The organism is Pedobacter fastidiosus (assembly GCF_014306625.1).
In the GTDB taxonomy this organism is placed as follows: domain Bacteria; phylum Bacteroidota; class Bacteroidia; order Sphingobacteriales; family Sphingobacteriaceae; genus Pedobacter; species Pedobacter fastidiosus.
Window position 1 is genome coordinate 352 of the sequence record NZ_JACRYL010000020.1, and the last position, 25167, is coordinate 25518.

Annotated in this window: 29 protein-coding genes; 12 read left to right on the forward strand and 17 right to left on the reverse strand. The window is 35.5% G+C overall.

Going from position 1 to position 25167, the window contains the following annotated elements:
• Positions 1-921: 921 nt before the first annotated feature.
• From gap to pfkA, 3 genes are read right to left on the reverse strand one after another with little or no spacing between them, the layout of a single operon-like run.
• Positions 922-1920: a type I glyceraldehyde-3-phosphate dehydrogenase gene (gene gap / locus H7U22_RS18315; RefSeq protein ID WP_187072794.1), complete on the reverse strand. Its 999-nt coding sequence runs from the start codon at positions 1918-1920 to the stop codon at positions 922-924.
• Between the two features lie 7 nt (positions 1921-1927).
• Positions 1928-2770, reverse strand: coding sequence for a hypothetical protein (locus H7U22_RS18320; protein WP_187072795.1), 843 nt, complete (start codon positions 2768-2770; stop codon positions 1928-1930).
• A 1-nt stretch (position 2771) separates the two neighbouring features.
• Positions 2772-3758, reverse strand: coding sequence for a 6-phosphofructokinase (gene pfkA, locus H7U22_RS18325; RefSeq protein WP_187072796.1), 987 nt, complete (start codon positions 3756-3758; stop codon positions 2772-2774).
• 111 nt (positions 3759-3869) lie between these two features.
• Here pfkA and H7U22_RS18330 point away from each other — a divergent pair, with 111 nt between their 5' ends.
• Positions 3870-4559 carry an NUDIX hydrolase gene (locus H7U22_RS18330; protein WP_187072797.1) on the forward strand — a complete coding sequence of 230 codons (690 nt, stop codon included), beginning with the start codon at positions 3870-3872 and terminating at the stop codon, positions 4557-4559.
• Between the two features lie 115 nt (positions 4560-4674).
• On the opposite strand, the gene H7U22_RS18335 is transcribed toward H7U22_RS18330, so the two are convergent.
• Positions 4675-5535, reverse strand: a complete 861-nt coding sequence (locus H7U22_RS18335) for an N-acetylglucosamine kinase (RefSeq protein WP_187072798.1) — start codon at positions 5533-5535, stop codon at positions 4675-4677.
• Positions 5536-5755: 220 nt separating this feature from the next.
• Between H7U22_RS18335 and H7U22_RS18340 the strand changes: the two genes are divergently transcribed.
• The 8 genes from H7U22_RS18340 to H7U22_RS18375 all read left to right on the forward strand — a co-directional run bounded on the left by H7U22_RS18340 (position 5756) and on the right by H7U22_RS18375 (position 13761).
• Positions 5756-6778 carry a threonine aldolase family protein gene (locus H7U22_RS18340; RefSeq protein ID WP_187072799.1) on the forward strand — a complete coding sequence of 341 codons (1023 nt, stop codon included), beginning with the start codon at positions 5756-5758 and terminating at the stop codon, positions 6776-6778.
• A 39-nt stretch (positions 6779-6817) separates the two neighbouring features.
• Positions 6818-8332 (forward strand): acetyl-CoA carboxylase biotin carboxylase subunit, encoded by a 1515-nt coding sequence (accC, locus tag H7U22_RS18345; protein WP_187072800.1) that lies wholly within the window; start codon positions 6818-6820, stop codon positions 8330-8332.
• A 51-nt stretch (positions 8333-8383) separates the two neighbouring features.
• On the forward strand, positions 8384-8968 hold the full coding sequence (locus tag H7U22_RS18350) for a riboflavin synthase (RefSeq protein ID WP_187072801.1): 585 nt from the start codon (positions 8384-8386) through the stop codon (positions 8966-8968).
• Positions 8969-9156: 188 nt separating this feature from the next.
• Positions 9157-11808 carry a glycoside hydrolase family 78 protein gene (locus H7U22_RS18355; RefSeq protein ID WP_187072802.1) on the forward strand — a complete coding sequence of 884 codons (2652 nt, stop codon included), beginning with the start codon at positions 9157-9159 and terminating at the stop codon, positions 11806-11808.
• Positions 11809-11871: 63 nt separating this feature from the next.
• The gene (locus H7U22_RS18360) at positions 11872-12333 is read left to right on the forward strand and encodes a DUF4268 domain-containing protein (protein WP_187072803.1); all 462 of its coding nucleotides are present in this window, start codon (positions 11872-11874) and stop codon (positions 12331-12333) included.
• 161 nt (positions 12334-12494) lie between these two features.
• The gene (locus tag H7U22_RS18365; protein WP_187072804.1) at positions 12495-12791 is read left to right on the forward strand and encodes a hypothetical protein; all 297 of its coding nucleotides are present in this window, start codon (positions 12495-12497) and stop codon (positions 12789-12791) included.
• Between the two features lie 27 nt (positions 12792-12818).
• Entirely contained in the window at positions 12819-13409 is a 591-nt protein-coding gene (locus H7U22_RS18370; protein WP_187072805.1) for a porin family protein, read from the forward strand.
• Between the two features lie 82 nt (positions 13410-13491).
• The gene (locus H7U22_RS18375; RefSeq protein ID WP_187072806.1) at positions 13492-13761 is read left to right on the forward strand and encodes a hypothetical protein; all 270 of its coding nucleotides are present in this window, start codon (positions 13492-13494) and stop codon (positions 13759-13761) included.
• A gap of 33 nt (positions 13762-13794) precedes the next feature.
• Here H7U22_RS18375 and H7U22_RS18380 read toward each other — a convergent pair whose 3' ends face one another.
• The 6 genes from H7U22_RS18380 to H7U22_RS18405 form a co-directional block, all read right to left on the reverse strand.
• Positions 13795-14742, reverse strand: coding sequence for a YihY/virulence factor BrkB family protein (locus H7U22_RS18380; RefSeq protein WP_187072807.1), 948 nt, complete (start codon positions 14740-14742; stop codon positions 13795-13797).
• Positions 14743-14816: 74 nt separating this feature from the next.
• The gene (locus H7U22_RS18385) at positions 14817-15215 is read right to left on the reverse strand and encodes an META domain-containing protein (RefSeq protein WP_187072808.1); all 399 of its coding nucleotides are present in this window, start codon (positions 15213-15215) and stop codon (positions 14817-14819) included.
• A gap of 195 nt (positions 15216-15410) precedes the next feature.
• Positions 15411-15623, reverse strand: a complete 213-nt coding sequence (locus H7U22_RS18390) for an alkylphosphonate utilization protein (RefSeq protein WP_187072809.1) — start codon at positions 15621-15623, stop codon at positions 15411-15413.
• Between the two features lie 35 nt (positions 15624-15658).
• The gene (locus H7U22_RS18395) at positions 15659-16198 is read right to left on the reverse strand and encodes a GNAT family N-acetyltransferase (protein WP_187072810.1); all 540 of its coding nucleotides are present in this window, start codon (positions 16196-16198) and stop codon (positions 15659-15661) included.
• Positions 16199-16252: 54 nt separating this feature from the next.
• Entirely contained in the window at positions 16253-16753 is a 501-nt protein-coding gene (locus H7U22_RS18400; protein WP_187072811.1) for a DinB family protein, read from the reverse strand.
• 64 nt (positions 16754-16817) lie between these two features.
• The gene (locus tag H7U22_RS18405) at positions 16818-17168 is read right to left on the reverse strand and encodes a DHCW motif cupin fold protein (RefSeq protein WP_187072812.1); all 351 of its coding nucleotides are present in this window, start codon (positions 17166-17168) and stop codon (positions 16818-16820) included.
• A 119-nt stretch (positions 17169-17287) separates the two neighbouring features.
• Here H7U22_RS18405 and H7U22_RS18410 point away from each other — a divergent pair, with 119 nt between their 5' ends.
• Complete coding sequence (locus H7U22_RS18410) at positions 17288-18073, forward strand: hypothetical protein (protein ID WP_187072813.1); 786 nt, start codon at positions 17288-17290, stop codon at positions 18071-18073.
• Positions 18074-18228: 155 nt separating this feature from the next.
• Here H7U22_RS18410 and H7U22_RS18415 read toward each other — a convergent pair whose 3' ends face one another.
• From H7U22_RS18415 to H7U22_RS18435, 5 genes are all read right to left on the reverse strand, one after another.
• Positions 18229-18834 carry an alpha-ketoglutarate-dependent dioxygenase AlkB family protein gene (locus H7U22_RS18415; RefSeq protein WP_187072814.1) on the reverse strand — a complete coding sequence of 202 codons (606 nt, stop codon included), beginning with the start codon at positions 18832-18834 and terminating at the stop codon, positions 18229-18231.
• Positions 18810-19037: an Ada metal-binding domain-containing protein gene (locus H7U22_RS18420; RefSeq protein WP_248284799.1), complete on the reverse strand. Its 228-nt coding sequence runs from the start codon at positions 19035-19037 to the stop codon at positions 18810-18812. The genes H7U22_RS18415 and H7U22_RS18420 overlap by 25 nt, the downstream gene beginning before the upstream one ends.
• Complete coding sequence (locus H7U22_RS18425) at positions 19037-19885, reverse strand: methylated-DNA--[protein]-cysteine S-methyltransferase (protein ID WP_187072816.1); 849 nt, start codon at positions 19883-19885, stop codon at positions 19037-19039. The genes H7U22_RS18420 and H7U22_RS18425 overlap by 1 nt, the downstream gene beginning before the upstream one ends.
• A gap of 65 nt (positions 19886-19950) precedes the next feature.
• On the reverse strand, positions 19951-20580 hold the full coding sequence (locus tag H7U22_RS18430) for a CPBP family intramembrane glutamic endopeptidase (RefSeq protein ID WP_222621898.1): 630 nt from the start codon (positions 20578-20580) through the stop codon (positions 19951-19953).
• Positions 20581-20729: 149 nt separating this feature from the next.
• On the reverse strand, positions 20730-21116 hold the full coding sequence (locus tag H7U22_RS18435; RefSeq protein WP_187072818.1) for a hypothetical protein: 387 nt from the start codon (positions 21114-21116) through the stop codon (positions 20730-20732).
• A gap of 250 nt (positions 21117-21366) precedes the next feature.
• Here H7U22_RS18435 and H7U22_RS18440 point away from each other — a divergent pair, with 250 nt between their 5' ends.
• Positions 21367-23403: a M13 family metallopeptidase gene (locus H7U22_RS18440; protein ID WP_187072819.1), complete on the forward strand. Its 2037-nt coding sequence runs from the start codon at positions 21367-21369 to the stop codon at positions 23401-23403.
• 326 nt (positions 23404-23729) lie between these two features.
• Entirely contained in the window at positions 23730-23879 is a 150-nt protein-coding gene (locus tag H7U22_RS18445) for a hypothetical protein (protein ID WP_187072820.1), read from the forward strand.
• Between the two features lie 70 nt (positions 23880-23949).
• On the opposite strand, the gene H7U22_RS18450 is transcribed toward H7U22_RS18445, so the two are convergent.
• Complete coding sequence (locus H7U22_RS18450; RefSeq protein WP_187072821.1) at positions 23950-24516, reverse strand: DUF4256 domain-containing protein; 567 nt, start codon at positions 24514-24516, stop codon at positions 23950-23952.
• A 39-nt stretch (positions 24517-24555) separates the two neighbouring features.
• Positions 24556-25149, reverse strand: coding sequence for a YdeI/OmpD-associated family protein (locus H7U22_RS18455; RefSeq protein ID WP_187072822.1), 594 nt, complete (start codon positions 25147-25149; stop codon positions 24556-24558).
• Positions 25150-25167: the final 18 nt, after the last annotated feature.

Here is a 25167-nt window from a genome sequence, read left to right on the forward strand (position 1 = left end):
ATCATTTTAACTTGCAATGCGCTCACGGCCATTAATGTAGTTCTTTTGCATAGCCAAATTTTATTTCTCATTTAACTTTGTAAGTTCATTACGAATCTGGTTAAGAATTTCATTGCGGTAAACACTAGCCTTTCTAATTTCATCTAAAGTTCTTAATACAAAATAGATGATTGTTACAGCGACAAGGATTTGGATGATCATTATAATAATCGACATAAAGAATTTGATTAGGGTTGAACTAAAATATAAATTATAATTTCTTATTAGATACAAATAAAATTAACTGTTTAATTGTAGGATTAAGTATTGTTTTCCATTTCAAAATCCTCTAAAATAAGAAAAGAGACAATCTATCCAGACTTGTCTCTTTTTTCTAACCAAATATAAACCTGTTATGAGCCAGGCTTTGTCTTTAATTTTCTATCTAAACCGAAGTTTCTCAAGAAAATGATTTATCTTTTTTTGTGGTGATAAACATCGTTCCGTTTATTACTCTACAAATATAGTAAAAAAAATGATAGTGTAAAAAATACACTAAGAAATTTTTAAGTATTTTTTTTGTCATTTTTTATTTACTGTTCTTTTTATGGAAGATTCGGGGATATAAAACGACTGTATTGCAAATATAGGGCAAAAATATGTTAAGCAATTGTTAAATATTATCAAAAAGTAGTACGATATGCTCAAATTGAATTAATTTTTTGTTAAATCTAACTTAAGAGTTAAATATTTTAGCTTTTAAAACGTAATTACGATAGAAAACGTATAATTATGTGGAGTTGTTTTAAATAAATTAAAATAATTAATGGAAATAAAAATAAATTTTACTGGTGAAAATGAGATTTAAAATAAAAAGGCCCACATTGATGCACAATGTGAGCCTTTAAATATTTAAAAACCAGCCTTTAAGCCGTTTTTTTATTATAAACTTGCGTAATATTCTACAAATTTAGCTAGTGCAGAAGAATATCCCCACTCATTATCATACCATGATACAACTTTAACGAAGTTATCATTTAATGAAATACCAGCTTTAGCATCAAAAATAGAAGCATGGTCATCACCAATAAAGTCAGAAGAAACAACTTCTTCATCTGTATAACCTAGAACACCTTTTAACTCACCTTCAGATGCAGCTTTCATTGCAGCCTTGATTTGTTTGTAGGTTGCAGGTTTTTCTAAACGTGCTGTTAAATCAACAACAGAAACATCAGCAACAGGAACACGGAATGACATACCTGTTAATTTACCTTTTAATTCAGGAAGAACCATACCTACTGCTTTAGCAGCACCAGTTGATGAAGGAATGATGTTTGAGAAACCACCACGACCACCTCTCCAATCTTTTGCTGATGGGCCATCAACAGTTTTTTGTGTTGCAGTTACAGCGTGGATTGTGCTCATTAAGCCTTCAACAATACCGAAGTTATCATTTAAAACTTTCGCAATTGGCGCTAAACAGTTTGTAGTACAAGATGCGTTAGAAACAATTGTTTGATCTGCAGTTAATTTATGATGATTTACTCCCATTACGTAAGTAGGAATGTCATCATCTTTGGCTGGAGCAGAGAAAACTACTTTTTTAGCACCTGCAGCGATGTGTTTTTCAGCATCAGCACGAGTTAAAAATAAACCTGTAGATTCAATTACTACTTCAACACCAACAGCATCCCATTTCAAATCTGCAGGATTTCTTTCTGCAGTTACGCGAATAGTTTTACCGTTTACTACTAAATTACCATCAACCACTTCAATCGTTCCATCGAATTTACCGTGGGTAGTATCGTATTTCAACATATAAGCCATATAATCCGGCTCAATTAAGTCGTTTATAGCTACAATATCTAATCCTCTTTTTAAAGCAGCTCTGAAAACCAGTCTGCCAATACGGCCAAAGCCGTTTATTCCAATTTTGCTCATTGTTTTGTTAATTAATGTAATGTTTTAATAAATTTAGTATTGGTTCTTTAATAATCGTTTTAATTTCTAAGTCGTATTTTTTTGCGGTAATCTGCAGTCGGTCTTCTAATTCTGCCGCTACTTTGCCTACAAAATGTAAATCTTCGTTTCCATATTTACTCACCATTGGCAGTACGTAGGTTTCAAAGTATTTTTCAAACCCTTCATCAATCAGCTTTATAATATATTCGTGTTTGCTGTTTTGGGTGAAGAAATCGAAAAAAGAGGTTAAAAATATATTCGCCTGTGGTTTATTGTAAATTCGTTCTAATATTTGAGGGCGATCTAAATTATAGATTGTAATGAATTTGCTTTCTAAGTCTTTCGGCAATTTCTTGCTTAAAAAATCCTTTAATAAAATTTTGCCAAAATAATTAGATGATCCTTCATCGCCCAAAATATAACCTAATCCAAAGTTATTGTTAATCGGTTTCTTGCCGTCAAAGTAAGCGCAATTTGCTCCACTACCCAACATTCCTACTATTCCGGTTTTATCGAAACAGGCCGCTTTTGCAGCGCCAAATAAATCATTTTCTACAATTACCTTGCTGTATCTAAAAAATGAGGATAGGGTATTGGATAATTCTTCTTGTCTATCTGCAGATGATGCCCCGGCTGCAAAGAAATAAATTTTCTTTATATTTTCAGCATTGTTTACCAGAACAACTTTCTTATTCAAAATTTGTAAAATGGTTTTGGCATCTACAAAACAGGGATTAATGCCTGATGTATTGCAGTGAGCAACCACCTGTCCATTTTGAGTAAGTTTCCAAAATGCAGTTCTCGATCCGCTGTAAACAACCGCTATCATATTATATAGATAAAACCTCAGTCATTTCCATTAAATCTGGTTCCAGTTTAAAGCTGTGAGCTGTTAAAGCTTCTTTAATACTGGTTAATTTAATTTCATTGCCCTTTAAGCCAACCATTTGTTCCGTTTCGCCAGCAATTAAAGCATTTACTGCAGCAAAACCGAGCCTGCTCCCTAAAATACGGTCGAAACTACTTGGACTACCACCACGTTGCAGGTGACCTAAAATCGTAACCTTGGTGTCGTAATGATCAAATGTTTCTTTCACCTTTTTGGCAATATCGTAAGCGCCACCTTGTTTGTGCCCTTCGGCAACAATAACAATGCTAGATGATTTTTTGGTTGCTGCGCCTAATGCTAATTTTTCTATTAGTTCGGCCACGCTGGTTTCTCTTTCTGGCAATAAAACAGCTTCAGCACCGCTTGCAATAGAACTTCTTAAAGCAATACAACCAGAATCGCGACCCATAACTTCAATAAAGAATAAACGGTCGTGTGCATCTGCTGTATCTCTAATTTTATCAACGGCTTCGATAACGGTATTAATTGCGGTATCGTATCCCAAAGTAAAATCAGATCCAACTAAATCGTTGTCGATGGTTCCAGGAATTCCAATTACTTTAACACCATATTTTTCAGAAAAACGTCTGGCACCTGTAAAAGTCCCATCCCCACCGATTACAACTAATCCATCGATATTATTTTTCTTTAAATTTTTGTAAGCTATTTCTTGTCCTTCGTCAGTTTTAAATTCTAAACAACGGGCAGTTTTTAAAATGGTTCCGCCCAAGTGTAAAATATTACTTACAGAACGGGCATCCATTGGTTTTATATTGTCGGTAATTAGGCCTTGGTAACCCTGCATTACACCAAACATATTAATGCCATGGTATATTCCGGTACGAACTACAGCTCTAATCGCAGCATTCATTCCTGGGGCATCGCCACCAGAAGTCAATACAGCTATATTTTTAATATTTGGCTTCATCTTTATAATACGAATATAGTGTGTAATTTTTACACTAAGTAATTTTTTTTATTTTTTTTACTTAATATTGAAAGTCATACCTTTATCTGCTTAAAATAACTAAATTTTACCTTGGAACAAATTTTACCTCATTTAGATTCCGTATTCTCTATAGATTGTGTCCTATTTGGATTTGATGGCAAGGAATTAAAAATCCTGCTCATCGAAAGAAACGAAGAACCATTTAAAGATTGGTGGGCACTGCCTGGTAACATCGTTGGTCCTGATGAAAGTCTCGATCAGTCGGCTTCGCGAATTTTATATGAACTAACCGGTTTACGTGGGATTTACATGGAGCAGTATTATGCTTTTGGCGATCCACACAGGCACCCTCAGGGTAGAGTAATTACGCTAGCCTATTACGCTCTGATTCGTTTGGGTGGTGATAAGGAACTTAGGCCGGTGAGTAATTATGCGAAACGTGCAAACTGGTTGCCGATTACTGATTTGCCTAAACTGGCTTTCGATCACCAGAAGATTTATGATAAAGGTTTAGAAAAAATTAAACGGAGGATCAAACATCAGCCAATTGCTTTCGAACTTTTGCCTGAGAAATTTACCTTAACCCAGTTGCAACATGTTTACGAATTGGTTTTGGGTAAAAAGCTGGATAAGCGAAACTTTAGAAAAAAGATTGTAAGTTTTGGTGTTTTGAAAGAGCTTGATGAAAAACAAAAAGGTGTTTCGTACAGAGCAGCCACTTTATATCGCTTCGATAAACGTAAATACGCGAAGTTATTCGGCAAGGAAATATCTTTTTAAGATTAATCAGAACGCTGTACAAGCAAAATAAAAAAGACCCGATTTTTTCAAATCGGGTCTTTTTGGTTATTTAAGTTTTGAATGCTCAACTCAAAACTGGCAGCTTAGAACTGAATTATCCTTTCGGAGCCAATTCTAAGTGATAATGAACTAAATCATCTATAGGTGAGCGGATAATTTTACCAACGCCCATTTCGTAACGATCGGCTACAATACTTAATATATCGCGGAAACTGTAACCTACAGAACCTACGCAATTTAATTTGTGATCTTTATAGTTTGGATAGTGGATAACCAAAGCTTCGAAAAATGCAGTAAATGCATAATCGATAGTGCTGAATGCATAGTCTTCGTAATTGTCTTTAAAATCGTATAAAAACTTACTGAAACTTGCGCAGAAACGATTTGGCAACGGCTTGTTGTAAATGTTGTCAAAAATATCTTCGTTTGTTAGGGCATAATTATCATAAAAAGCCTCACGTAAACCTTTTGGCATGTAACCTTTCATGTAATCGCTTAAAATACGTTTACCAATGTAAGATCCACTTCCTTCATCACCCAAAAAATAACCCAATGAATCGATATTTAAAGTAATATCGGTACCATCATACAAGCAAGAATTTGTTCCCGTACCTAAAATACCAGCAAATCCAGGCTCGTTACCTAGAAGTGCTCTGCAAGAGGCAAGTAAATCATGACCAACAAAAACTGTTGCATTGGTAAAAATCTGTTTCATGGCATCAGCCACAATTTTTACATTTGCAGCGGTAGAACATCCGGCGCCATAATAATAAACTGCTGTTAGTTTTTCTCGCTCCAAGTGGTCTGGAAGCGTTTCGTTTAAAGACTTTACAATATATTCCCCTTTCGAGAAATAAGGATTGTAGCCCTCAGTGTTAAAGTAAATTTTTCTGCCGGCCTCGTTAATCAAACACCAATTTGTTTTGGTAGATCCACCGTCTGCAATTACTATCATTTTATTTATTTTTGGTTTTAGCACGATAAAAGTATAAAAACTCTTATATTTTGTATCTTTTTTTTTAATAATTTTTTAACAATTTGTTGTTGTTGGAATTTAAGTGTGTAAAAAATACACTATATAGCGTGTTTAATCGGCTTAAATCCTTAAAATTATACCAGAAAGGGCATCGGTCTTTTTTTTTAACAGTTTAAAATATTTTACAATATATACAAAAATGAATAGCAATTTTTTAGATTTCAGAAGCGATACCGTAACCAAGCCAACCGCTGGAATGCTTGATGCGATGATGAATGCAAAAGTAGGCGACGATGTTTTTGGTGAGGATGAAACGGTGCACAAGTTAGAAACCCAATTGGCAGAAACATTTAACATGGAAGCCGGACTCTTTTGTCCGTCGGGAACAATGACTAACCAGATTGGGATTAAGTGTTTCACACAGCCCATGGACGAAGTTATTTGTGATCAAACTGCACATGTATATCGTTATGAAATTGGAGGAATTGCCTATCACTCTGGAGCCTCTGTTCGATTATTGTATGGCGAACGTGGTATTTTAACACCCGAACTTATAGAGCCAGAAGTTAATGAAGATAATATTCACTATCCAAATTCCTCTTTAGTGGTTTTAGAAAATACGGTAAATAAGGGCGGGGGAAGCTGTTATACTTTGGCTCAGATTGCTCCAATCCACCATCTGTGCAATATTAAGGGATTAAAACTTCATTTAGATGGCGCTAGAATTTTCAATGCATTAGTGGCTACCGGAGATAAGGCGCATGAATATGGAAAGTATTTCGATGGTATTTCTGTATGTTTATCGAAAGGATTGGGTGCACCAGTGGGATCTGTTTTATTGGGCAATAAAGAAACCATTAAAAAGGCTCGAAAAATTAGAAAGGCTTTCGGCGGAGGAATGCGCCAGGCGGGATTTTTAGCTGCAGCTGGTATTTATGCGTTAGATCATCACATAGAACGATTAAAAGAAGATCATGACCACGCTAGAGCTTTAGCAAACGCTTTGATTTCTACCAATTACGTATTATCTGTAATGCCTGTAGAAACCAATATAGTAATCTTTGAAGTAGCAAAAGGAACTGCTCAAAAAGTTGTAGATCAATTTACAGAAAAAGGACTTCATTGCAATACCACTAGCGCAAGCACAGTTAGGCTGGTTACCCATTTAGATTTGAGCGCTGCGATGATCGATCAGGCAATTGAAATAATATTACATTTGTAGTAAAGGATAATAGTAGGCTCGTTTATAGTTAATAACCAAATGTTCGAAGACCAAAATCATAAATTAAAAATTTCTAAAATTCTCATTGCAAACAGAGGTGAAATCGCTTTGCGGATTATGCGTTCGGCAAAGGAAATGGGAATAAAAACGGTAGCGGTTTTTTCTGAGGCTGATCGAAATGCCTTACATGTTCGCTATGCTGATGAAGCTATTTTTATTGGTCCAGCGCCATCCAATCAAAGTTATTTGGTAGGTGAAAAAATTATTGAAGCCTGTAAATTAACTGGAGCTGAAGCGATTCATCCAGGGTATGGTTTTCTATCTGAAAATGCAAACTTTGCGCAAATGGTTGCCGATGCAGGTTTAATTTTAATCGGTCCATCGCCCCATGCCATGGAGATTATGGGAAATAAGCTTTCGGCAAAAGCAGCGGCATTGAAGTATAATATTCCGATGGTTCCAGGAACGGAAGAAGCGATTAAAGATGTTGCCGAGGCGAAAGAAAGAGCAGTAGAAGTTGGCTTTCCTATTCTGATTAAAGCTGCGGCAGGTGGTGGGGGGAAGGGCATGCGCATTGTAGAAAAGGCTGATGATTTTGAAGAACAAATGCAACTTGCCGTAAGCGAGGCCACTTCGGCATTTGGAGATGGATCTGTTTTCATTGAACGGTATGTAACGTCTCCTAGACATATCGAAATTCAAGTTTTAGGTGATAATTATGGCAATATTGTCCATCTCTTCGAACGAGAATGTTCAGTGCAGCGTAGGCATCAAAAAGTGATTGAAGAAGCACCCTCAGCTGTGCTTACAGAAAAGATTAGGCAACAAATGGGTAAATGTGCTGTGGATGTTGCCCGCTCGGTTAATTATACTGGAGCAGGAACGGTAGAGTTTATTCTGGATGAAAATCTCGATTTCTTTTTCTTGGAAATGAATACTCGTTTGCAGGTAGAGCATCCAGTTACCGAACTGATTACTGGAATCGATTTAGTTAAAGAACAAATCAAAATTGCATCTGGAGAGAAATTGAGCTTTAATCAGGAAGATTTAAAAATAAATGGCCACGCAATAGAGCTTCGGGTTTATGCAGAAGATCCTAAAAATAATTTCCTGCCGGATATTGGTACTTTGCAAACTTATAAAACACCAAAAGGAAACGGGGTAAGGGTTGATGATGGTTTTGAGCAAGGTATGGAAATCCCGATTTATTATGATCCAATGATTGCAAAACTGATTACTTATGGGAAAGATAGGGAAGAGGCTATTGAAAGAATGGTTCGAGCAATTGCAGAATATGAGATTACTGGGATAGAAACTACTTTGGCTTTTGGTAATTTTGTGATGCAACACGAAGCATTTAAAACAGGTAATTTCGATACTCATTTTGTTGGCAAATACTTTAATGCCGATAGTTTAAAAGTTGAAGATGAAACAGAAGCCTTAATTGCTGCGGTAATCGCTTCTAAACTTTTTGAAAAGAAAAGCGATGTTGCTCCATCAGCAGAAATGCTTAAAAGCAATTCTGACTGGAGAAAAAATAGATTGAAATATTAAAATTATTATCCTGTTGGAAAAATTCATCACGATGATTACAAAAAGCTAAAAATGTTCACTGGAATTATAGAAACACTTGGCGCAGTAACAGCCATAAAACACGATCATACAAATGTCCATTTTACCATTTCATCGGCTATTAGTCATGAATTAAAAATTGATCAGAGTGTAGCCCATAATGGCGTTTGCTTAACTGTAGTTGCTATAAATGATGGAAACCACACCGTTACTGCCATAGATGAAACATTGAACAAAACCAATCTTGACAATTTAAAAGTTGGCAGTAAAGTTAACTTAGAGCGTTGTATGCAAATGAATGCACGTTTAGATGGGCACATTGTTCAAGGCCATGTAGATCAAACTGCAATTTGCGTAAAACGCGAGGAATTGGATGGAAGCTGGGAATATCGCTTTAAATATGATGCGTCTGCTGGAAATGTTACAGTAGAAAAAGGATCAGCCTGCGTTAATGGAATTAGTTTAACTGTTGTTAATTCTGCAGATGATGAATTTTCTGTTTTTATTATTCCTTACACGTTCGAACACACCAATTTGCAGGAAGTAAATGTTGGTGATACTGTAAATCTAGAATTCGATATTATTGGGAAATATGTTGCTCGTTTAATGGGTAAATAGATTTCTTTATCACTCAAAAAGTATATTGTTTTAAAGATCAGTTAGTGTGTAAATATACTGTTAAACAGTTTGTTGCGTTGTAATTGGCGTTGCTGTAACGCTTAATTTTTCATGACAGTGCAGGATAGTAAGCTGAATTATATTTCTGATTATCGCATCGTTAAGATATAAATTAACGCTAACCATTTATGAAACACTCATTTCCCAAAACAACGGCAGGGCTTTTTCTTTTCATGCTGTTTGCATTTGTTATCAATACATCAGCACAAAAAATATCAGTAAATAATTTAACGGTAGAGCATTTAACAAATCCGCTTAGCGTTGATCAGCCAAAGCCTAGATTTAGTTGGAAATTGGTTTCTGAGATAAAGAATACCGAACAAACCGGCTACGAAATTAGATTGGGAAATACAGCTAAATTCTCTAAAAAGGCATTATGGACGGCTGAGAAGAAGAGCGATCAATCAGTTCTTGTTTCTTATAATGGACCAGAACTTTCTTCAAAAACAAAATATTATTGGCAGGTTAGGGTAAAAGATAATCATGGAAATACATCGGCATGGTCTGCAGTTCAATATTTCCAAACGGGTTTAAAACCTGGTGATTGGACAGCCAAATGGATTGCGGTTGAAGGGAAAGATTCTTCGCTTATGAGCCCTTTGTTTAGGAAAGATTTTGATGTTAAAAAAAGCATTCGCTCGGCTACAGCCTACATTACGGCAAAAGGTTTATACGAGGCTCACATTAATGGTAAAAAATTAGGGGATCACTATTTCGCACCGGGATGGACAAGTTATAGAAACCACATTCAATATCAGGTTTATGATGTTACTAAATCGTTTAACAAAGGCGAAAATACAATTGGTGTAGCGCTTGGAGATGGATGGTACAAAGGTAGGATTGGCTTTGGTAATCAACGCCAATTTTACGGCGATACAAGAGCATTATTGCTTCAAGTTGAAATAGAATATACCGATGGTACAAAAGAAGTAATCAATACAGATAACAGTTGGAAAACGGCCTACGGACCAATTGTATCATCCAATATTTATGATGGGGAAACCTACGATGCTCGATTGGAAATTTCTGGCTGGGATAACATCAAATTTAAAGAAACGGCAAGCTGGAAACCTGTTAGAATTGTAGATAGCGGAACAGAAAAACTAGTTGGAATGAGTGGCCCTTCGGTAAGCAAACATGAAGAATTTAAAGCGCTTAAAATTATTAAAACCCCTGCTGGAGAAACCGTTATAGACTTTGGTCAAAATTTGGTGGGTTGGGTAATGTTGAAAGCTAAAGGTCCATCTGGAACGAAAATAACCCTTAGTCATGCAGAAGTTTTAGATAAGGCAGGTAACTTTTACACCACGAATTTACGCTCTGCCAAACAGCAAAATAGCTACATTTTAAAGGGTGAAAAAGAACAAGTTTTCGAACCTCATTTTACTTTCCAAGGGTTTAGGTATGTGAAAATTCAAGGCTATCCGGGTGAGCTCAAATTGGAAGATTTAACTGCGGTTGCGGTATATTCTGATATGAATCCAACTGGAAAGTTTACATCTTCAAATTCTTTGCTAAATCAATTGCAACACAACATTCAGTGGGGACAAAAAGGCAATTTTGTAGATGTTCCAACCGATTGCCCACAAAGAGATGAGCGACTTGGCTGGACTGGCGATGCGCAGGCATTTGCATCTACAGCAGCGTATAATATGGATGTGTCTGGCTTTTTTACCAAATGGTTAAAAGATGTGAGTGCAGATCAGTTGCCCAATGGCAGTGTTCCTTTTGTTGTTCCAAATGTGATTAGCGAAAGAGATGCTGGGTCTTCTGGTTGGGGAGATGTTGCAACTATTATTCCTTGGGATATGTATGTGGCATACGGTGATAGGGGAATTCTTGAAGCGCAATACGGAAGTATGAAGAAATGGGTTGATTACATTTCTTCAGTTGCAAAAGATAATCTTTGGAACAGTGGATTTCACTTTGGCGATTGGTTGTTCTACCGCCCGAATGATGATAACGATGGTCGTGCTGCGGTGACTGACAAATACATGATTGCGCAAACATTTTATGCGCATTCTACTCAAATGCTTCTTAACGCTGCCAAAGTTTTGGGTAAAACAGAAGACGTAGAAAAGTACAGCGCTTTGCTTGAGAAAATTAAGAAAGCCTATGTAAAAGAAAATATGACGGAGAATGGCAAGCTTGCTTCGAACACTCAAACGGCCTATGTTCTTGCCCTTCAATTTGATTTACTTCCAGAAAATATGCGTCAGCAAGCGGCAGAAAGATTGGCTCAAAATGTTAGGGATTACGGAAATCATTTAACCACAGGTTTTTTGGGGACTCCTTATCTTTGTCACGTTTTAAGTCGTTTTGGGCACCAAGATGTAGCATACGATTTATTGTTGCAAGAAAGTTACCCCTCTTGGCTTTATCCAGTTAAAATGGGTGCGACAACAATTTGGGAAAGATGGGACGGTATAAAACAAGATGGCTCGTTTCAAACTGCAGATATGAACTCTTTTAACCATTATGCTTATGGTGCAATTGGCGATTGGATGTACAAAAATATTATAGGCATTAATCCTGTTCCTGAAAACCCGGGTTATAAAGCAATTTTAATTTCACCAAAACCCGGTGGCAACTTAACCAGTGCATCTGGAGAACTTGAAACCGTTTACGGAACAGTTAAATCATCTTGGACAATTAAGGATGGTATTTTTAAACTTGATGTAACGGTTCCCGCAAATGCAAAAGCAACTGTAACTATGCCTAAAACAGAAAAGAAAGAAATAATTGGTTCGGGTAATTATCATTTTGAATCTAAATACTAATCTTTTAATATTGTAGCTTATTAAATTAAACGATGGTTATTGTGCCAACGATGAAGAATAAGTATGTACAGTAAGGAAGAGGCGGCGAGATTAAGGCAACAGTTTTGGATTAGCTTTGGGCAGTATATGAAGCCAGTTCCATCGGCAAGTGGCTCAACCGTAAACTGGATTAATTATAAAACTGGAGTGAAAAACATCTTTTTTAAAATGGATGTAGATCAGAAGAAAGCAATTATTTCCATTCAATTGGCACACACTGATGCGGGAATAAGGCACTTGATCTATAATCAATTTGAAGAATTTAAATTGATGTTAACCAATACCTTGGGCGAAGAATGGAACTGGGAACAAGATGCAGCAGATGAGTACGGTAAAATTATCAGTCAGGTTTCTATGAACTTGGAAAATGTAAATATTTATAACCAGCAACATTGGCCTAATCTGATTTCATTTTTTAAACCAAGAATTATAGCACTTGATGATTTTTGGGATAATGTTAAACCGGTATTCGAAAGTTTAAGTTAATCTGTAAGCTTCATTTGAGCGATTCTATCTTTAATGTATTAATCTCATCCTTAAAGATGCTTAGATATCTAAATAAATTTTTAAACATTCTCTATATAAAAACAAAATATGCCTCTGTGGGTTTATAAAGGAAACAGTTTAAAAATTAAAATTAAGAACCTATGAATACTTTAAAGAAATTTGAATTGATGGAAAAGATTGTGCGTGAATTGGAAGATTTACAAAATTCGCAACAGGCACTTATTCAAAAAATTGGTAAAATCGAAGTGGATAATATCGAGCTAAGCGATGCGAGATTAGAGAAAGATTTACCAGATATGCACCAACGTTTGGCCGATAACTTAGATACAATTGTGGGAATTTTAGATTACTTTGCGGACAAGACCCAGAATTTTGGGGATAAAAACAATGTTGATGCGCTTAAAGAACAAGAAGCCATTAACAATGCAACAAGTTAATTAACCTAAAAAATCACCCTATTTATTATGAAATCGTTTTATCTTACCGTTGCCTGTTTGTTTGCCGGCTTTTATGCCAGTGCACAGGTTTTGCCTACTTTCCAATTGGGATTAAAGGCTGGAGCAAATTTTTCTAAATTTGATTCTGAAAATACATTTAGCAGTGAAAACCGTACAGGCTTTTATGGTGGATTATGGGCAAGGGTAGGAGCCGCAGGCGTTTATTTCCAACCGGAGGTATACGTGTCTGGCAAAAAGGCAAATTTGGTTAGCGATGCTACAGGCGAAGTAAATCAAGTTCGTTTTACAAGTTTGGATGTCCCGCTTTTAATTGGAACTAAATTTGGCGCTGCTGGTATTGGCTTGAGGTTAAATACTGGTCCGATGTTCTCCTTAATCTTAGATGAAAATCAAAGTTTTAGTCAGGCTGCGGGAAATGTTTTCAAAGCAGATTTTAAAGATCAGGCATTGGCGTGGCAATTTGGTGCAGGACTGGATATTAAAAAGCTCAGTTTTGATGCTCGCTATGAACTAGGATTATCTAAAATTAATAAATCGGGATACCCTGGAACCAAACTAAATCTATTTACCATTGGTTTAGGGTACAGAATTTTATAAGTTATCAACAATTTGACAGTTAAGGCTTTAATTGGACTAATAATTGCTTTTGTGAGTAGACTAACTTAATCAAATATGCCTTATGAACTTAAAAGAATTATTACTTAAAGGCCAGAATTTTATCTCCCTACTTAATCAATTTCGTATTGATGCAAAAGACTTGATTATTAAAGATGAGGAAACTATTTTTAATAATCCAATTAATCAAAATACTGAAGTAGTTAAGGAAACGGTTTGGATAGAAGGCAAAAGTAGCGAAGGTTTGGTAAACCTGTTTGGTACTTTACATTACAATTTATTAAATAAACTTGCAGTTTTCGAAATGCAAGGCTATGAAAAAGTTCCAGCTTAAAGAGCAGAATTTTTATATTTGAAAGACAGATAATTATGTATTATCTGTCTTTTCTTGTTTTAAAATCTCATGTTCTACTTGCGTAAGTTCGTAGGCAAAAGCACCATTCTTAGGTTCGATTGGGGTTTCTCTTTCATTGCTCAATGCTTTAATGAAAGATGCTCCGAAATAAAATATCAGCGATGAATAAAATACGAAGAGCATAATAACTATTATAGAACCTGCTGAACCATAAATATTACTAATGTTGCTCAATGGCAGTAGGATTCTTAAAATGTATTTTCCGGCAGTAAACAAACATCCAGTTAGTAATCCACCAGATATAGCAGCTCTCCAGGTTGGTCTTCCATTGGTTAAAAATCTAAATAAAATGGTAAACCATGTGGTAACAATAAGTACAAAAACAATTTGATTGATAATTGATGAGATGACCAAACTGAAAGATGGCGATCCGGTTTTTAAATAAGCACCAATAAATGCCTGAACACTGTCGGCCAATAATCCTAAAAAGAATAAAATTCCAGCCAGCAGAATTATAGTTACAGAAATTGCTCTAGATTTAAGCGTTGCCACGATTCCTTTTTTAGCCTCTAAACCAATTGTCCAAATTTGCTCTAATGAATTTTTAATTACATTGAAAAGCGTTGTAGCAACAAAAAGGAAAAACACAAAACTAAATAAGGTAACGTACCAAGCTTGATCAATGCCTCTTATATTTCTTAAGGTTAACCGAATCTGAGCAATACTGCTGTCATCTAAAATGTTTGCTAGTCGCTCAAAAATATGCGTAACCAATAGCCGTCTGTCGGTAAACATACCGAAGAGGCGTATCAAGATGATTAATATTGGTGGAAGTGCAAAGTTGGTAAAGAATGCCGTTGCTCCTGCCAAACGCAAAGGGTCGTTTTTTTGGAATAGGATAAATGCTTTTCTCCCGGTAGAGAAAAAAAACTTTAAATCTTCTTTAATTTTAAATGGCATCCTCTGTGATAAACTAAAAAGCCCGAAAATACTAAAAATAGTTTGTTCGGGCTCGTTCTGTGTGTTAAATATGGTTAATTCACTTTTGTAAATACTAGAAGTGTTTTATCTTCAAGTAATAAATGCAATTTTCCGTCAATAATTTTTGCATTATTTACTTGGTTTAAGGCTTGTAGATAAGAACGCTCTGCAGCATCTGTATCCTGACAAAACATTTTTGTGCCGAAAATATTTTTTAGTGCAAGTTTATTGTCAACTATTTCTCCCTGACCTCCGTAAGAGTTACAGAAAGATTTTCCACCAATTTTTAAACTGTCCGCAATATTTAAAGTTGCTTTGGAAGTGGTTGGCAAAGTCATACCAGGTAATTCTGATAATTCCCATTTTGTATTTGCCATCGCTTTTGTGTCTATTTTTTCGATACAAGAGCTGAAGAAGCAAATGATTAATCCTAAGAATAGTAAGTTTTTCATGGTTTTACTGATTTTTCAATACCATCATCAAAAATTAAACCACAGTTGCGTTTTCTGTTTTAGGAATTCAAAATCACCACCTAAGACCTAAGAGAACCTTAGCTGGAAGTTGTAATAAATTTAATTTACGCGAGTAAAATCTTTCTTAGGTTTCTAAGGTGGTGAAATAATATAATGATGAAACCTAATTGTTAATTAGTTCTTCTTTTTTAGGAACTCTGTTTTAAGTACCAGTACAGTTCCATTTACTTTGCCTTCAATTGCTTTCGGATCATCCGTTAAACGAATGTTTTTAACTGCTGTGCCTTGTTTAATATCAGTAGACATACCTTTAACCTTTAGCGATTTTATTACGGTTACTGAATCACCTTCATTCAAAATATTGCCATTGCTGTCTTTAGTTTCCATATTGTTAGATCTTAATTTTCGGCGAAAGTAGGGCTTTATAATTGAATTTGGCTTGTTTGTTTTTCGATCCTCATCCAATGGTGAAGCTTTCCAGTGTAATCGAAAAGCTCGATTTTTTTTAAACCTACTTTTTCAAGTACATGAATAGAACCCAAGTTATCTACATCCGCTATGCCTATAATATAATCGAGATTAAGTTCATTAAAGCCGTAATCTATTGAAGCTTGGGCGGTTTCTGTTGCATAACCTTTGCCCCAAAATCTTTTTATAAAGCGATAACCTAAATCGTAATAATTAACATGATTGTTGGTTAATTTTGTGATGAGTTTTAAGCCAGACCAACCCACAAAATCTCCAGTTTCCTTCTCGATAACTGCCCATCTGCCAATGCCTAAGCGCTTGTACTGTTCGCGAATAAATTCGATGTCGCTTTTGCTTTGTTCAATGGACTTGATGGGATTATTGCCAAGATATAAATGGACATCAGGATCAGAATCCAGTTCAAACATTCCCTCAGCATCTATTGGTAAGAGTTCTCTTAAAATTAGTCGTTCCGTTTCAGCAAAAATTTTCATTGCGTAAAATTATAAAGACCACCTTTAAATGGTGGCCCTTAAATTTAATTTTTTTTATCTCAAACTGTCCTCAAAAACCGGCCCATACATACCCGGAACCTTATTTCCTGTGGAGCGCAAATAAACAATCATTTCGCCTCGATGATGATAAATATGGTTCATTAAGAAACCACGCATGACTTGAATTCTTGGCATTTCAGGGAGAAGTGTTTGTCCTCCAGCAACCATTTTCCAATTTTCAAACATACTCTCATCTGTAGCAGATTCTAAACTTGCTTGTGCCTTTTTAACGTTTTCTTCAAACTTTGCAACGATGTTTGATGCCTTTGTAATATCTCCCTTATCGTATTTATAAGTTCCCATATCGAATTCACTACCATGTACCGTATCAGGATACCAATTGTAAATTTCGGCAATGTGAGATGCAAGTTGGCCAGTTGTCCAAGAAGTATCCGAAGGTTTCCAGTTTAATGCGCTGTCTGGAATGGCATTTAAAAGTTTGCGGGTGCTCTCTGCTTCATGTAGGAACTCGCCCAAAATAGATTTTACTAGCATAATTGTTTTTTATTTGTTTACTGCTGTAATTGGGATGCGAGATGATTAAACGAAACTAATAAAATTATTGATCTTTTGGCTCTAGAAAATCTCCATCAATAATTAGAAGTTTTACACTTTCTGCTGATAATGAGCGATGAGAACTTAAGTGATCTGAAACTACATATGTCATTCCCTTTGAAAGACTAAACTGTTCGCCATTTTCCAATTCGCTAACAAAACTTCCTTCTAGGCAATGCACAATGTGCCCTTTTTGACACCAATGGTCGGCAAGATAACCAGCAGAATATTCAACAATTCTAATTCTTAATCCGTCAAAATTTAGGGTTTGCCAATACGCATCGCCAGTTTCTCCAGGGTGATGGCTCTTTTCAACTTGGCTCCAATCGATGTTGGTAAATGGAATTGTATACATTCTTTTTTAGGTGAATGTAGCAGTTCTAACCAAATCTTTACGTTAGATAATCAAATTTATTAAAAAGCTATAAATAAAGATGATAAATTAGGGCACGAATTTAGCCGTGACCAAAACCTATGAAAACTACACTTTTAGCCCTCTTTCTATCGATTACATTACTGGCCTGCAAACCTGGAAGCAATGAAAAAACGTACACCCCAAGAGCTTTAATGGCTGATGAGAGTTTTAATGAATTTCCGAAAAGTAAAGATGAAATTCTTACAATTGTAAAAACAGACTCTGGTAAAGTAGATTTATCTGCTATTCAATTTAAGGATACAACAGTTTCAATTAAGAAAGATCCGAAGCCTTTAGCTAACAAATTTACGGATGCTAGGTACTTAAACTCCCAAAAAACTGCTGTTCTAGTTCAAGTAGCCGATGGTTCTGGCTTGGTTTCTCCATTTTACATCATTCTTCTAAAAAGTGGAAAATTAGAAGTAATCGATTTGGATAGACCATCTAATGGAAAAAACGATAGAACCATAACTAAGGGTATTGAGGAAATGAGCCGTACAAGTTTTATCGTTAACAACGATTTCTTGATCACCTCTGTAAATGGAAAAGTTTATCCAATTAAAAGACAAGTTCCTGACGAACGCATTCAAGGGAAGTTTTTTATGTATTCTGGAGACCGAACAACTTTGGTTTTTTTAACTGCCAATTCATTATATCAGGTAAATTATCAAACGGGCGAAACGTTAGTTTTACCGGTAGATGCTAATATGCTTAATCAGCCTGAAACTTTAATAGGCAATATTCAACAAGGTTACAGCTGGGTTAAAAATAATCGAGGTACTTCTTTCTTAACTAAAAACCCAGATGAAGATAGGGTTGTTGATATTAAAGAATTTAAGCACTAACGTGAAAGTCGTCATTGCGAGGTACGAAGCAATCTTAATGCGATTGCTCCAAGGTGAAAACCTAAAGTAGTAGATTGCTTCGTACCTCGCAACAACGTAATGGCTTTGCGATGGTTTAGAAATCAATTCAATGTAGTAGCATCAACCCTGAAACCTTAAACCATTGTTCTAAACGTTAAGTTTATTCTTGGTCGCGTAACTTTTTTTGTTGTTGGTAAACGATGTAGCCAATTGGTTTGCGTTTCATCTTTCATCACCAACAAACTGCCATGTTCTAAAAAAGTAGAAATTGTTTCTTTGGTTTGTTTATGCTTTAAAAGAAATTTTCGCTCTGCTCCAAAACTTACAGAAGCTATAGTTGTATTTTTTCCGAGCGATTTTTCATCATCGCTATGGTACGCCATACCTTCATCGCCATTATGATATAAATTAAGTAGGCAAGAGTTAAATGTTGTAGCGGTTTTTTCTTCTACTAGGTCTTTCAGTTCAAGTAATTCGGGTGTCCAGGCAAGTGCATGTTTCGTCGCATTCGAGTAGGTATAAGCATATTTTTCGTTACCATACCAACCCACTTTTCTCTTTGTGATGATGTGTTTACCCATAATAAAAGCTTCGTCATTTCGCCATTTGATGGTTTCCATCAAAACTTGAAAATAATGATCTGCTTTGGCTTGAGAGATTAGTTTTCCATAATAATTAACCGTCCCACCGTAAGGCAGTAAGTTCTGTTTTACATCTATTTCTGTGTTGAATAAATCCATTCTTTGTATTTCTTGTTTAAACAATTTCCGCAAGGACGAAAGCCATTTTCTAGCGCTTCTTTCTCTGACTTGAAAAATACCCGATTTTCCATTTTCATTCTTTTGCCCGATTTGCAGTTTAACTTACCGTATATTTTTAATCGGGAATTTCCTCCAAAACAAATTTCATTATTTTTAATCTGCTTTCTTAATTCTTGTAACATTATAATTCTCCTTCGGTTTTTGAGGCTTCCCATCCAATAATTGCCGATTTGCGTGTAGTACCCCAATGATACCCGCCAAGTGCCCCGCTCGATTGGATTACTCTATGGCATGGAATTAAAAATGCGACCGGATTATCGCCAATCGCAGTTCCAACAGCTCTTGATGCATTTGGATTTTGAAGATGTTTAGCAACTGTGCCATAAGTAGAAAGCTGTCCCATTGGGATTTTTAGCAGGGTTTCCCAAACTTTCAGTTGAAAATCCGTTCCCTTTAAATGGAGTTTAATCTGGTTGAGTTTGGTCCAATCGTGACTGAAAATAAATAGTGCATTCTGTTGTTCCAAATCTAGCATCTGTTTATAGTTTGCTTTCGGAAATTGATTTTTTAAGTTTTCTAAACCAGTCAATTCATCATCAGAAAAAGAAATATGGCAGATTCCTTTTTCAGTAGATGCAACTATAATATTTCCAAAAGGACTTTCTGCAAAACTGTAATTGATGTTTAGGTTTTCTCCACCATTTTTATATTCGCCCGGTGTCATTCCTTCAATATTCACAAACAAATCGTGGAGTCTGCTTGTACCAGAAAGGCCTATTTCTAAAGCGGTTTCAAACAATGAAGCCTGATTTTCTTTCAATAGTTTTTTAGCATAATTAAGGCTAATATATTGCAAAAACCTTTTCGGACTTGTACCCGCCCAATCGCTAAAAAGCCGTTGAAAATGAAACGGACTTAGGTTTACTTTTTCAGCAATTTGTTCCAAACTAGGCTGTTCTTTAAAATTGCTCTGTATATAATTTATGGCTTCCGCTATTCTGTTGAAGTTAATTTCATCTTGAGCTTTCATAACATTTTATTTATACACAAAAGTATTGCTGAACAGAGTGCTAAACTACCCGATACTTGCTAAGTTTATCTTTTTAAGGAGATGGATAATAGGATAAAATCCCACAGGAAGTGGCTAAAAATAAGCACTTTGATGTTTCTGAATTTCCAATAGTGGATTGCAAATACTGCACCTATAAAAATTGGTCCTAATACATTTATAATCGTTCCGTACTGAAAGTGAAGTAAGCCGAAAAGGAAAGAAGAGATAATAATTGCTACAGCCGGACTTTTAAATAGTAGCTCTAATCGAGGTTGAATGTAAGCTCTAAAAATTAATTCTTCTACAATGCCGGCCGTTAAAGCGGTGAAGATCATGAGCCAATAGTTTTTTTTAAAAATATTTACAATCCTAACTAGAGATGCACTATTGCTTTTTAATCCAAGTAATGAAATGGCTTTCTGAATGCAAGTAACACCAATAATAATAATGATAAACATTAAAATTACAGAAATGATGTAGAATGGGATATTGTAATTCTTTTCCTCCCATATCAGGAGCTTTTGCTTTTCGAATTTAATAGAGTAAAACCAGATTAAAAGCAAACAAAACCAGATTAATAACCTCGAAATGAATAAAGTAGTGGCATTTACAGAAGCTCCAATACTTTTTAAAAAAGGAGAGAAGGTAAGCTGTTGAATAAATAATAAGGCCAAAATAAAAATGACTCCTATTATAACGCTTCTATTTGACTTTAGTGTTTTAATCATGGGCCATTAAGATATAAAATTCAGCTGAATTTAGAAGTGCTTTTATATGGAAGTAATATTGTGGTTTTTTAAAAGATCTAGAAGAGTTAATGTACTTATCTCTTAAAAAAAAGGAGACAAATAAAAATCCCATAAACAATGAAAACCACAATTAAAGGCATCCAAATGTTTTTGCTCTTAAAACTAATCTCCTTGAAATGGTGTTTCCAAAAAAGAGTTGTTATCACCAAACTACCAAGTAAATTAGGAATAATAAAGGATAGTAGTAAATCGCTTGTAAGCTTGTTCGCAATTTTAAAAAGTATAAGATTCCAGATAAGGCAAAAAAACAGAACAGGTGCAATTTGCTTTCTTTCACCAATTTGAGATAAATTTCTAGAATAAATAACACCTCCAAAGAAGGTAGAAAGTAAAAGAGAAAAAATTATAATTGTTGCTTTATTATAGAGTTTGAGCTGGCTTTCTTTAATTTCGTCTTGCATTTGAGTTGTCCATAAAGATTTTGGATTTCTAAATTAATCAAATTATAATTCATTACTCTTAGTATATAATATTTGGGTAAATATTATCGACGACCTCAATTGCAATGACTCGATGGCAATGCCACAATCACACAACTCCAAATTTCCAAATAAAAGATAATAAAAACTGGCGACCGATCTTATTCAATTTAAAAATATGAATACCAGAAAGGCAATAATTTATTTATCTTACATTTCAAAACAAAACCAAATGAGTAAATTCAAAAAAATGCTCTTCATTGCAAGTTGTGTAGTCCTAGCAGGTTGCAATCAAAAAGAGGCCGATTTCAAAGATCCGTTATTGGCCAATCGTGATTCCACAGTAAAAGCTGGCGATGATTTTTTTAACTATGTAAACGGAGCTTGGTTTAAAAGCCATCCCATTCCAAGTACGGAAAGAGGTAATGGAATTTTTAGAACCATTCAAGATACCATAAATGCACAGGTAAAAAATATCTGCGAAAAATCTGCTAAAGAAACCAATGCAAAAAAAGGCAGTAATGAGCAGAAAATTGGAGATTTTTATGCCTCTGGTATGGATACCGTAGCCATAGAAAAAGAGGGATTAAAGCCTTTGTCTACTAGTTTGCAACGGATTGATCAGATTCATGATGAAGCCTCATTAATCAGTACAATTGCATATTTACACACCATTGGTGCATCGCCTGCATTTAGTTTTTATGTTGGTCAAGATGATAAGAACAGTAGTAAATATGCTGTATTTTTCTCACAGGGCGGTTTAGGAATGGGAAACCGAGATTACTACTTTAATACAGATAAGGAAACGGTAAACATTAGAAATGAATATGCGAAACATCTCGATGCCATGTCGCTTTTGATGGGCAACGATGCAACTACCTCAAAAAAGAATTCGGCCACGATTATGAAATTTGAAACCGAACTTGCAAAATCTTCCCGTAAATTAGAAGCACTTCGCGACCCGGTTAAAAATTATAATAAAATGAGTGTAGCACAGTTCAAAGCCTCTACACCAAATATTAATTGGCAAAATGTTTTACAAGAACTTGGCGTTGTAAAAGCTGATACTGTAATAATTGGTCAGCCCGAATTTTATCTTGCTTTAAATAAAATGATAAAAAGTTATCCTATTGAAGATTGGAAAGCTTATTTAAAATGGGATTTAATGAATTCTTATGCCAACTATCTTCCGAGCGCTATCGATCAGCAAAATTTCTATTTCTACTCTACCATTATGGGTGGGGTAACCAAGCAAAAACCTCGTTGGAAGAGAGTTGTCGAGCAAACCAACGGTTTCTTGGGTGAGTTGATTGGGCAGGTTTATGTTTCCGAATATCTCCCGAAAGGATCTAAAGAAAAATTGTTAGAAATTGGCAACAACATTAGAGATGTTTATGCCGTTCACATCAAAAATTTAGATTGGATGAGCGAAATAACTAAGAAAAAAGCCTTAGTTAAACTTAGCAAGATTACCATGAAAGTTGGTTATCCAGATAAATGGAAAGATATGAGCAGCCTCAATATCGATCGGGTTTCTTACTGTGGTAATGTAATCGAAGCCAATAAGTGGAGGTATCAGTTTATGATTGATAAATTTGGCAAACCCGTAGATCGTACAGAGTGGTACATGTTTCCACAAACTTATAACGCTTATTATTCTTCAAGTAACAACGAAATTGTTGTACCCGCTTGCAATATTTTAGTGCCGGGTTTTGAAGGCAGAATGCCAGACGATGCCATTTTATATGGTATTATTGGCGGTTCTACTTTCGGACATGAAATTACCCATGGGTTTGATGATCAAGGTAGCCAGTATGACGAAAATGGAAATTTAAAAAATTGGTGGACACCAGAGGATTTAGCCAAGTTTAAGATAAAAACAAAGCTGATTGTTAAACAGTTCAATAAGTTTGAACCACTACCAGGCAAGTTTGTAAATGGTGATGCCACACAGGGAGAAAATATTGCCGATTTAGGTGGAGTTGTAATGGGCTTAGAAGCTTTCAAAAAATCTCCTCAATATCAAAAAAACGAAGTAATCGGTGGCTTAACCCCAACACAAAGATACTTTGTGGGTTATAGCTATGCCTGGATGGTTCAAGTGAAAAAAGAAGCCTTGGCTAATCAGATTATGGTTGATGTTCATGCTCCGGCTCAATATCGTGTTAATGGTCCGTTGGCAAATGTTCCAGAGTTTCATAAAGCTTTTGGAATTAAACCGGGAAGCAAAATGTACCAACCCGATAGTTTAAGAGTGGTGATCTGGTAGGGCTATTAATTTAAGAAGTTTTATGGCCTTTTGTGGTGGAGGGGTAATTCCCCTCTTCCAGAGGGGTGGTCGCAGACCAGGGTGTTAATTAGGGTAAAATATTCTTTAATTATCACATCGTTTTTGGAAAGCAAAGACAGATGCTCGGTTATCGTCCATAAATAAACACCCCGCCTTAAAGGCACCCCCTGTAAAAGAGGGGAACTGCAAATTGCTTAAAAACTATGAGGGGTAATTCCCCTCTTTTAGAGGGGTGGTCGCAGACCGGGGTGTTAATTAAGGAGAAATATCTTTAACTATCAAATTGTTTTGGAAAGCAAATACAGATGCCTGATTATCGTCTGGCTGGCTTTTCGCTAAATCCCGATGAAAAATCGGGGATACCGCTTCAATCCAGTTTAGGTACTAAAATTTCTGCAACGATTAATGGCTGGGATGTAAAGAATAATGCACAAAACCTTATAAACTACAGATAAAATAACTATGGAATTAAAATCTGTGTTTATCTGTGCGTATCTGTGGTTAAAAATTGAAGTTAATCAATCATTAAACTTTTAGCATTCCCCGAAATCCCCTAGCGGCATAATAAGATTCTGCGCCATTGTGATAAACAAATACGGTATCATAACGGCGATCGCAAAAAAGTGCGCCTTTTAATTTTCTAATGAATGGTGGGGTTTCAATCCAGCTAGATGTTTTGAGATCAAATATTCCAAGCGTTTGTAATGCTCTATATTCTTCTTCATTTAAGAGCTTAATGCCCATATCATTTGCCATCTCAATAGCACTGTTTTCGGGTTTATTTTCCTTTCTAGATTCTAACGCTTCATGATCATAACAAACACTTCGTCTACCTTTCGGGCTTTCTGCCGAGCAATCGCAAAAAATATATTCGCCACTCTTTTCGTAATATCCAATAACATCAGGTTCTCCACCCGTTATTTCCATCTCGTTAAGCGACCATAATTTTTCTTTCTGACTTCCTAATTTGGCTTGGATTTGATTCCACTCTATGTTTTTATGTCGACTCTTATTTTTCTCGAAACGATTTTTCAAGATCTCAATTAACGCTTGATTTTGTTCAGATGATAATTCTTTTCTATCGCTACTCATTCGGTTATCTAGTTACTTTTAACTTTAGTTTTTTATAAACTAATCATTTAAGCCTTTGCCATTTAAAATTGCTGGCATACTTTTTTCAACTCTTGCCGCTCTGGTTTTGGATTGTTTAGGCGTAGAAAAATGTAGCAAGTAAGCTCTTTGTCTCCCTGGTGTTAATGTTTCAAAGGCAATTTTTAATTCAGGAATCTGATCCAATTTATGCCGAAATTCGTCTGGAATAGTATAATCATTATGCTTTTTCAGTTCAACTTTTAATCCTGCTTTTTCTACTTCAATAGCTTTAGCAATATAATTTTTTATAACAGTTTCCTTTTCAAATATTTCTAGAAGATTGGTAAAGCGAATTTGACGAGCAGATTGTACATTTTCAGTTTGTTGAATCAGCAAACCATCTTTGTTATCCATTAAAGCACCCTTAAAAAACAGCAATGCGCAATACTCTTTAAAGGTGTGAATCAAAACAATATTACTTTTTTCGAGCACATAGCAGGGGCAACCCCATTTCAATTCTTCGCTTAAACCACAATCGAGCACAATCAATCTTAATTTATTAATTTCTTCTTGCCACTTTTTAGCCTTATCAAAATAAAAATCAACTTTGTGGTTTGGCTCACTGTTTATCATTTCTCTATTTTCTAGGTC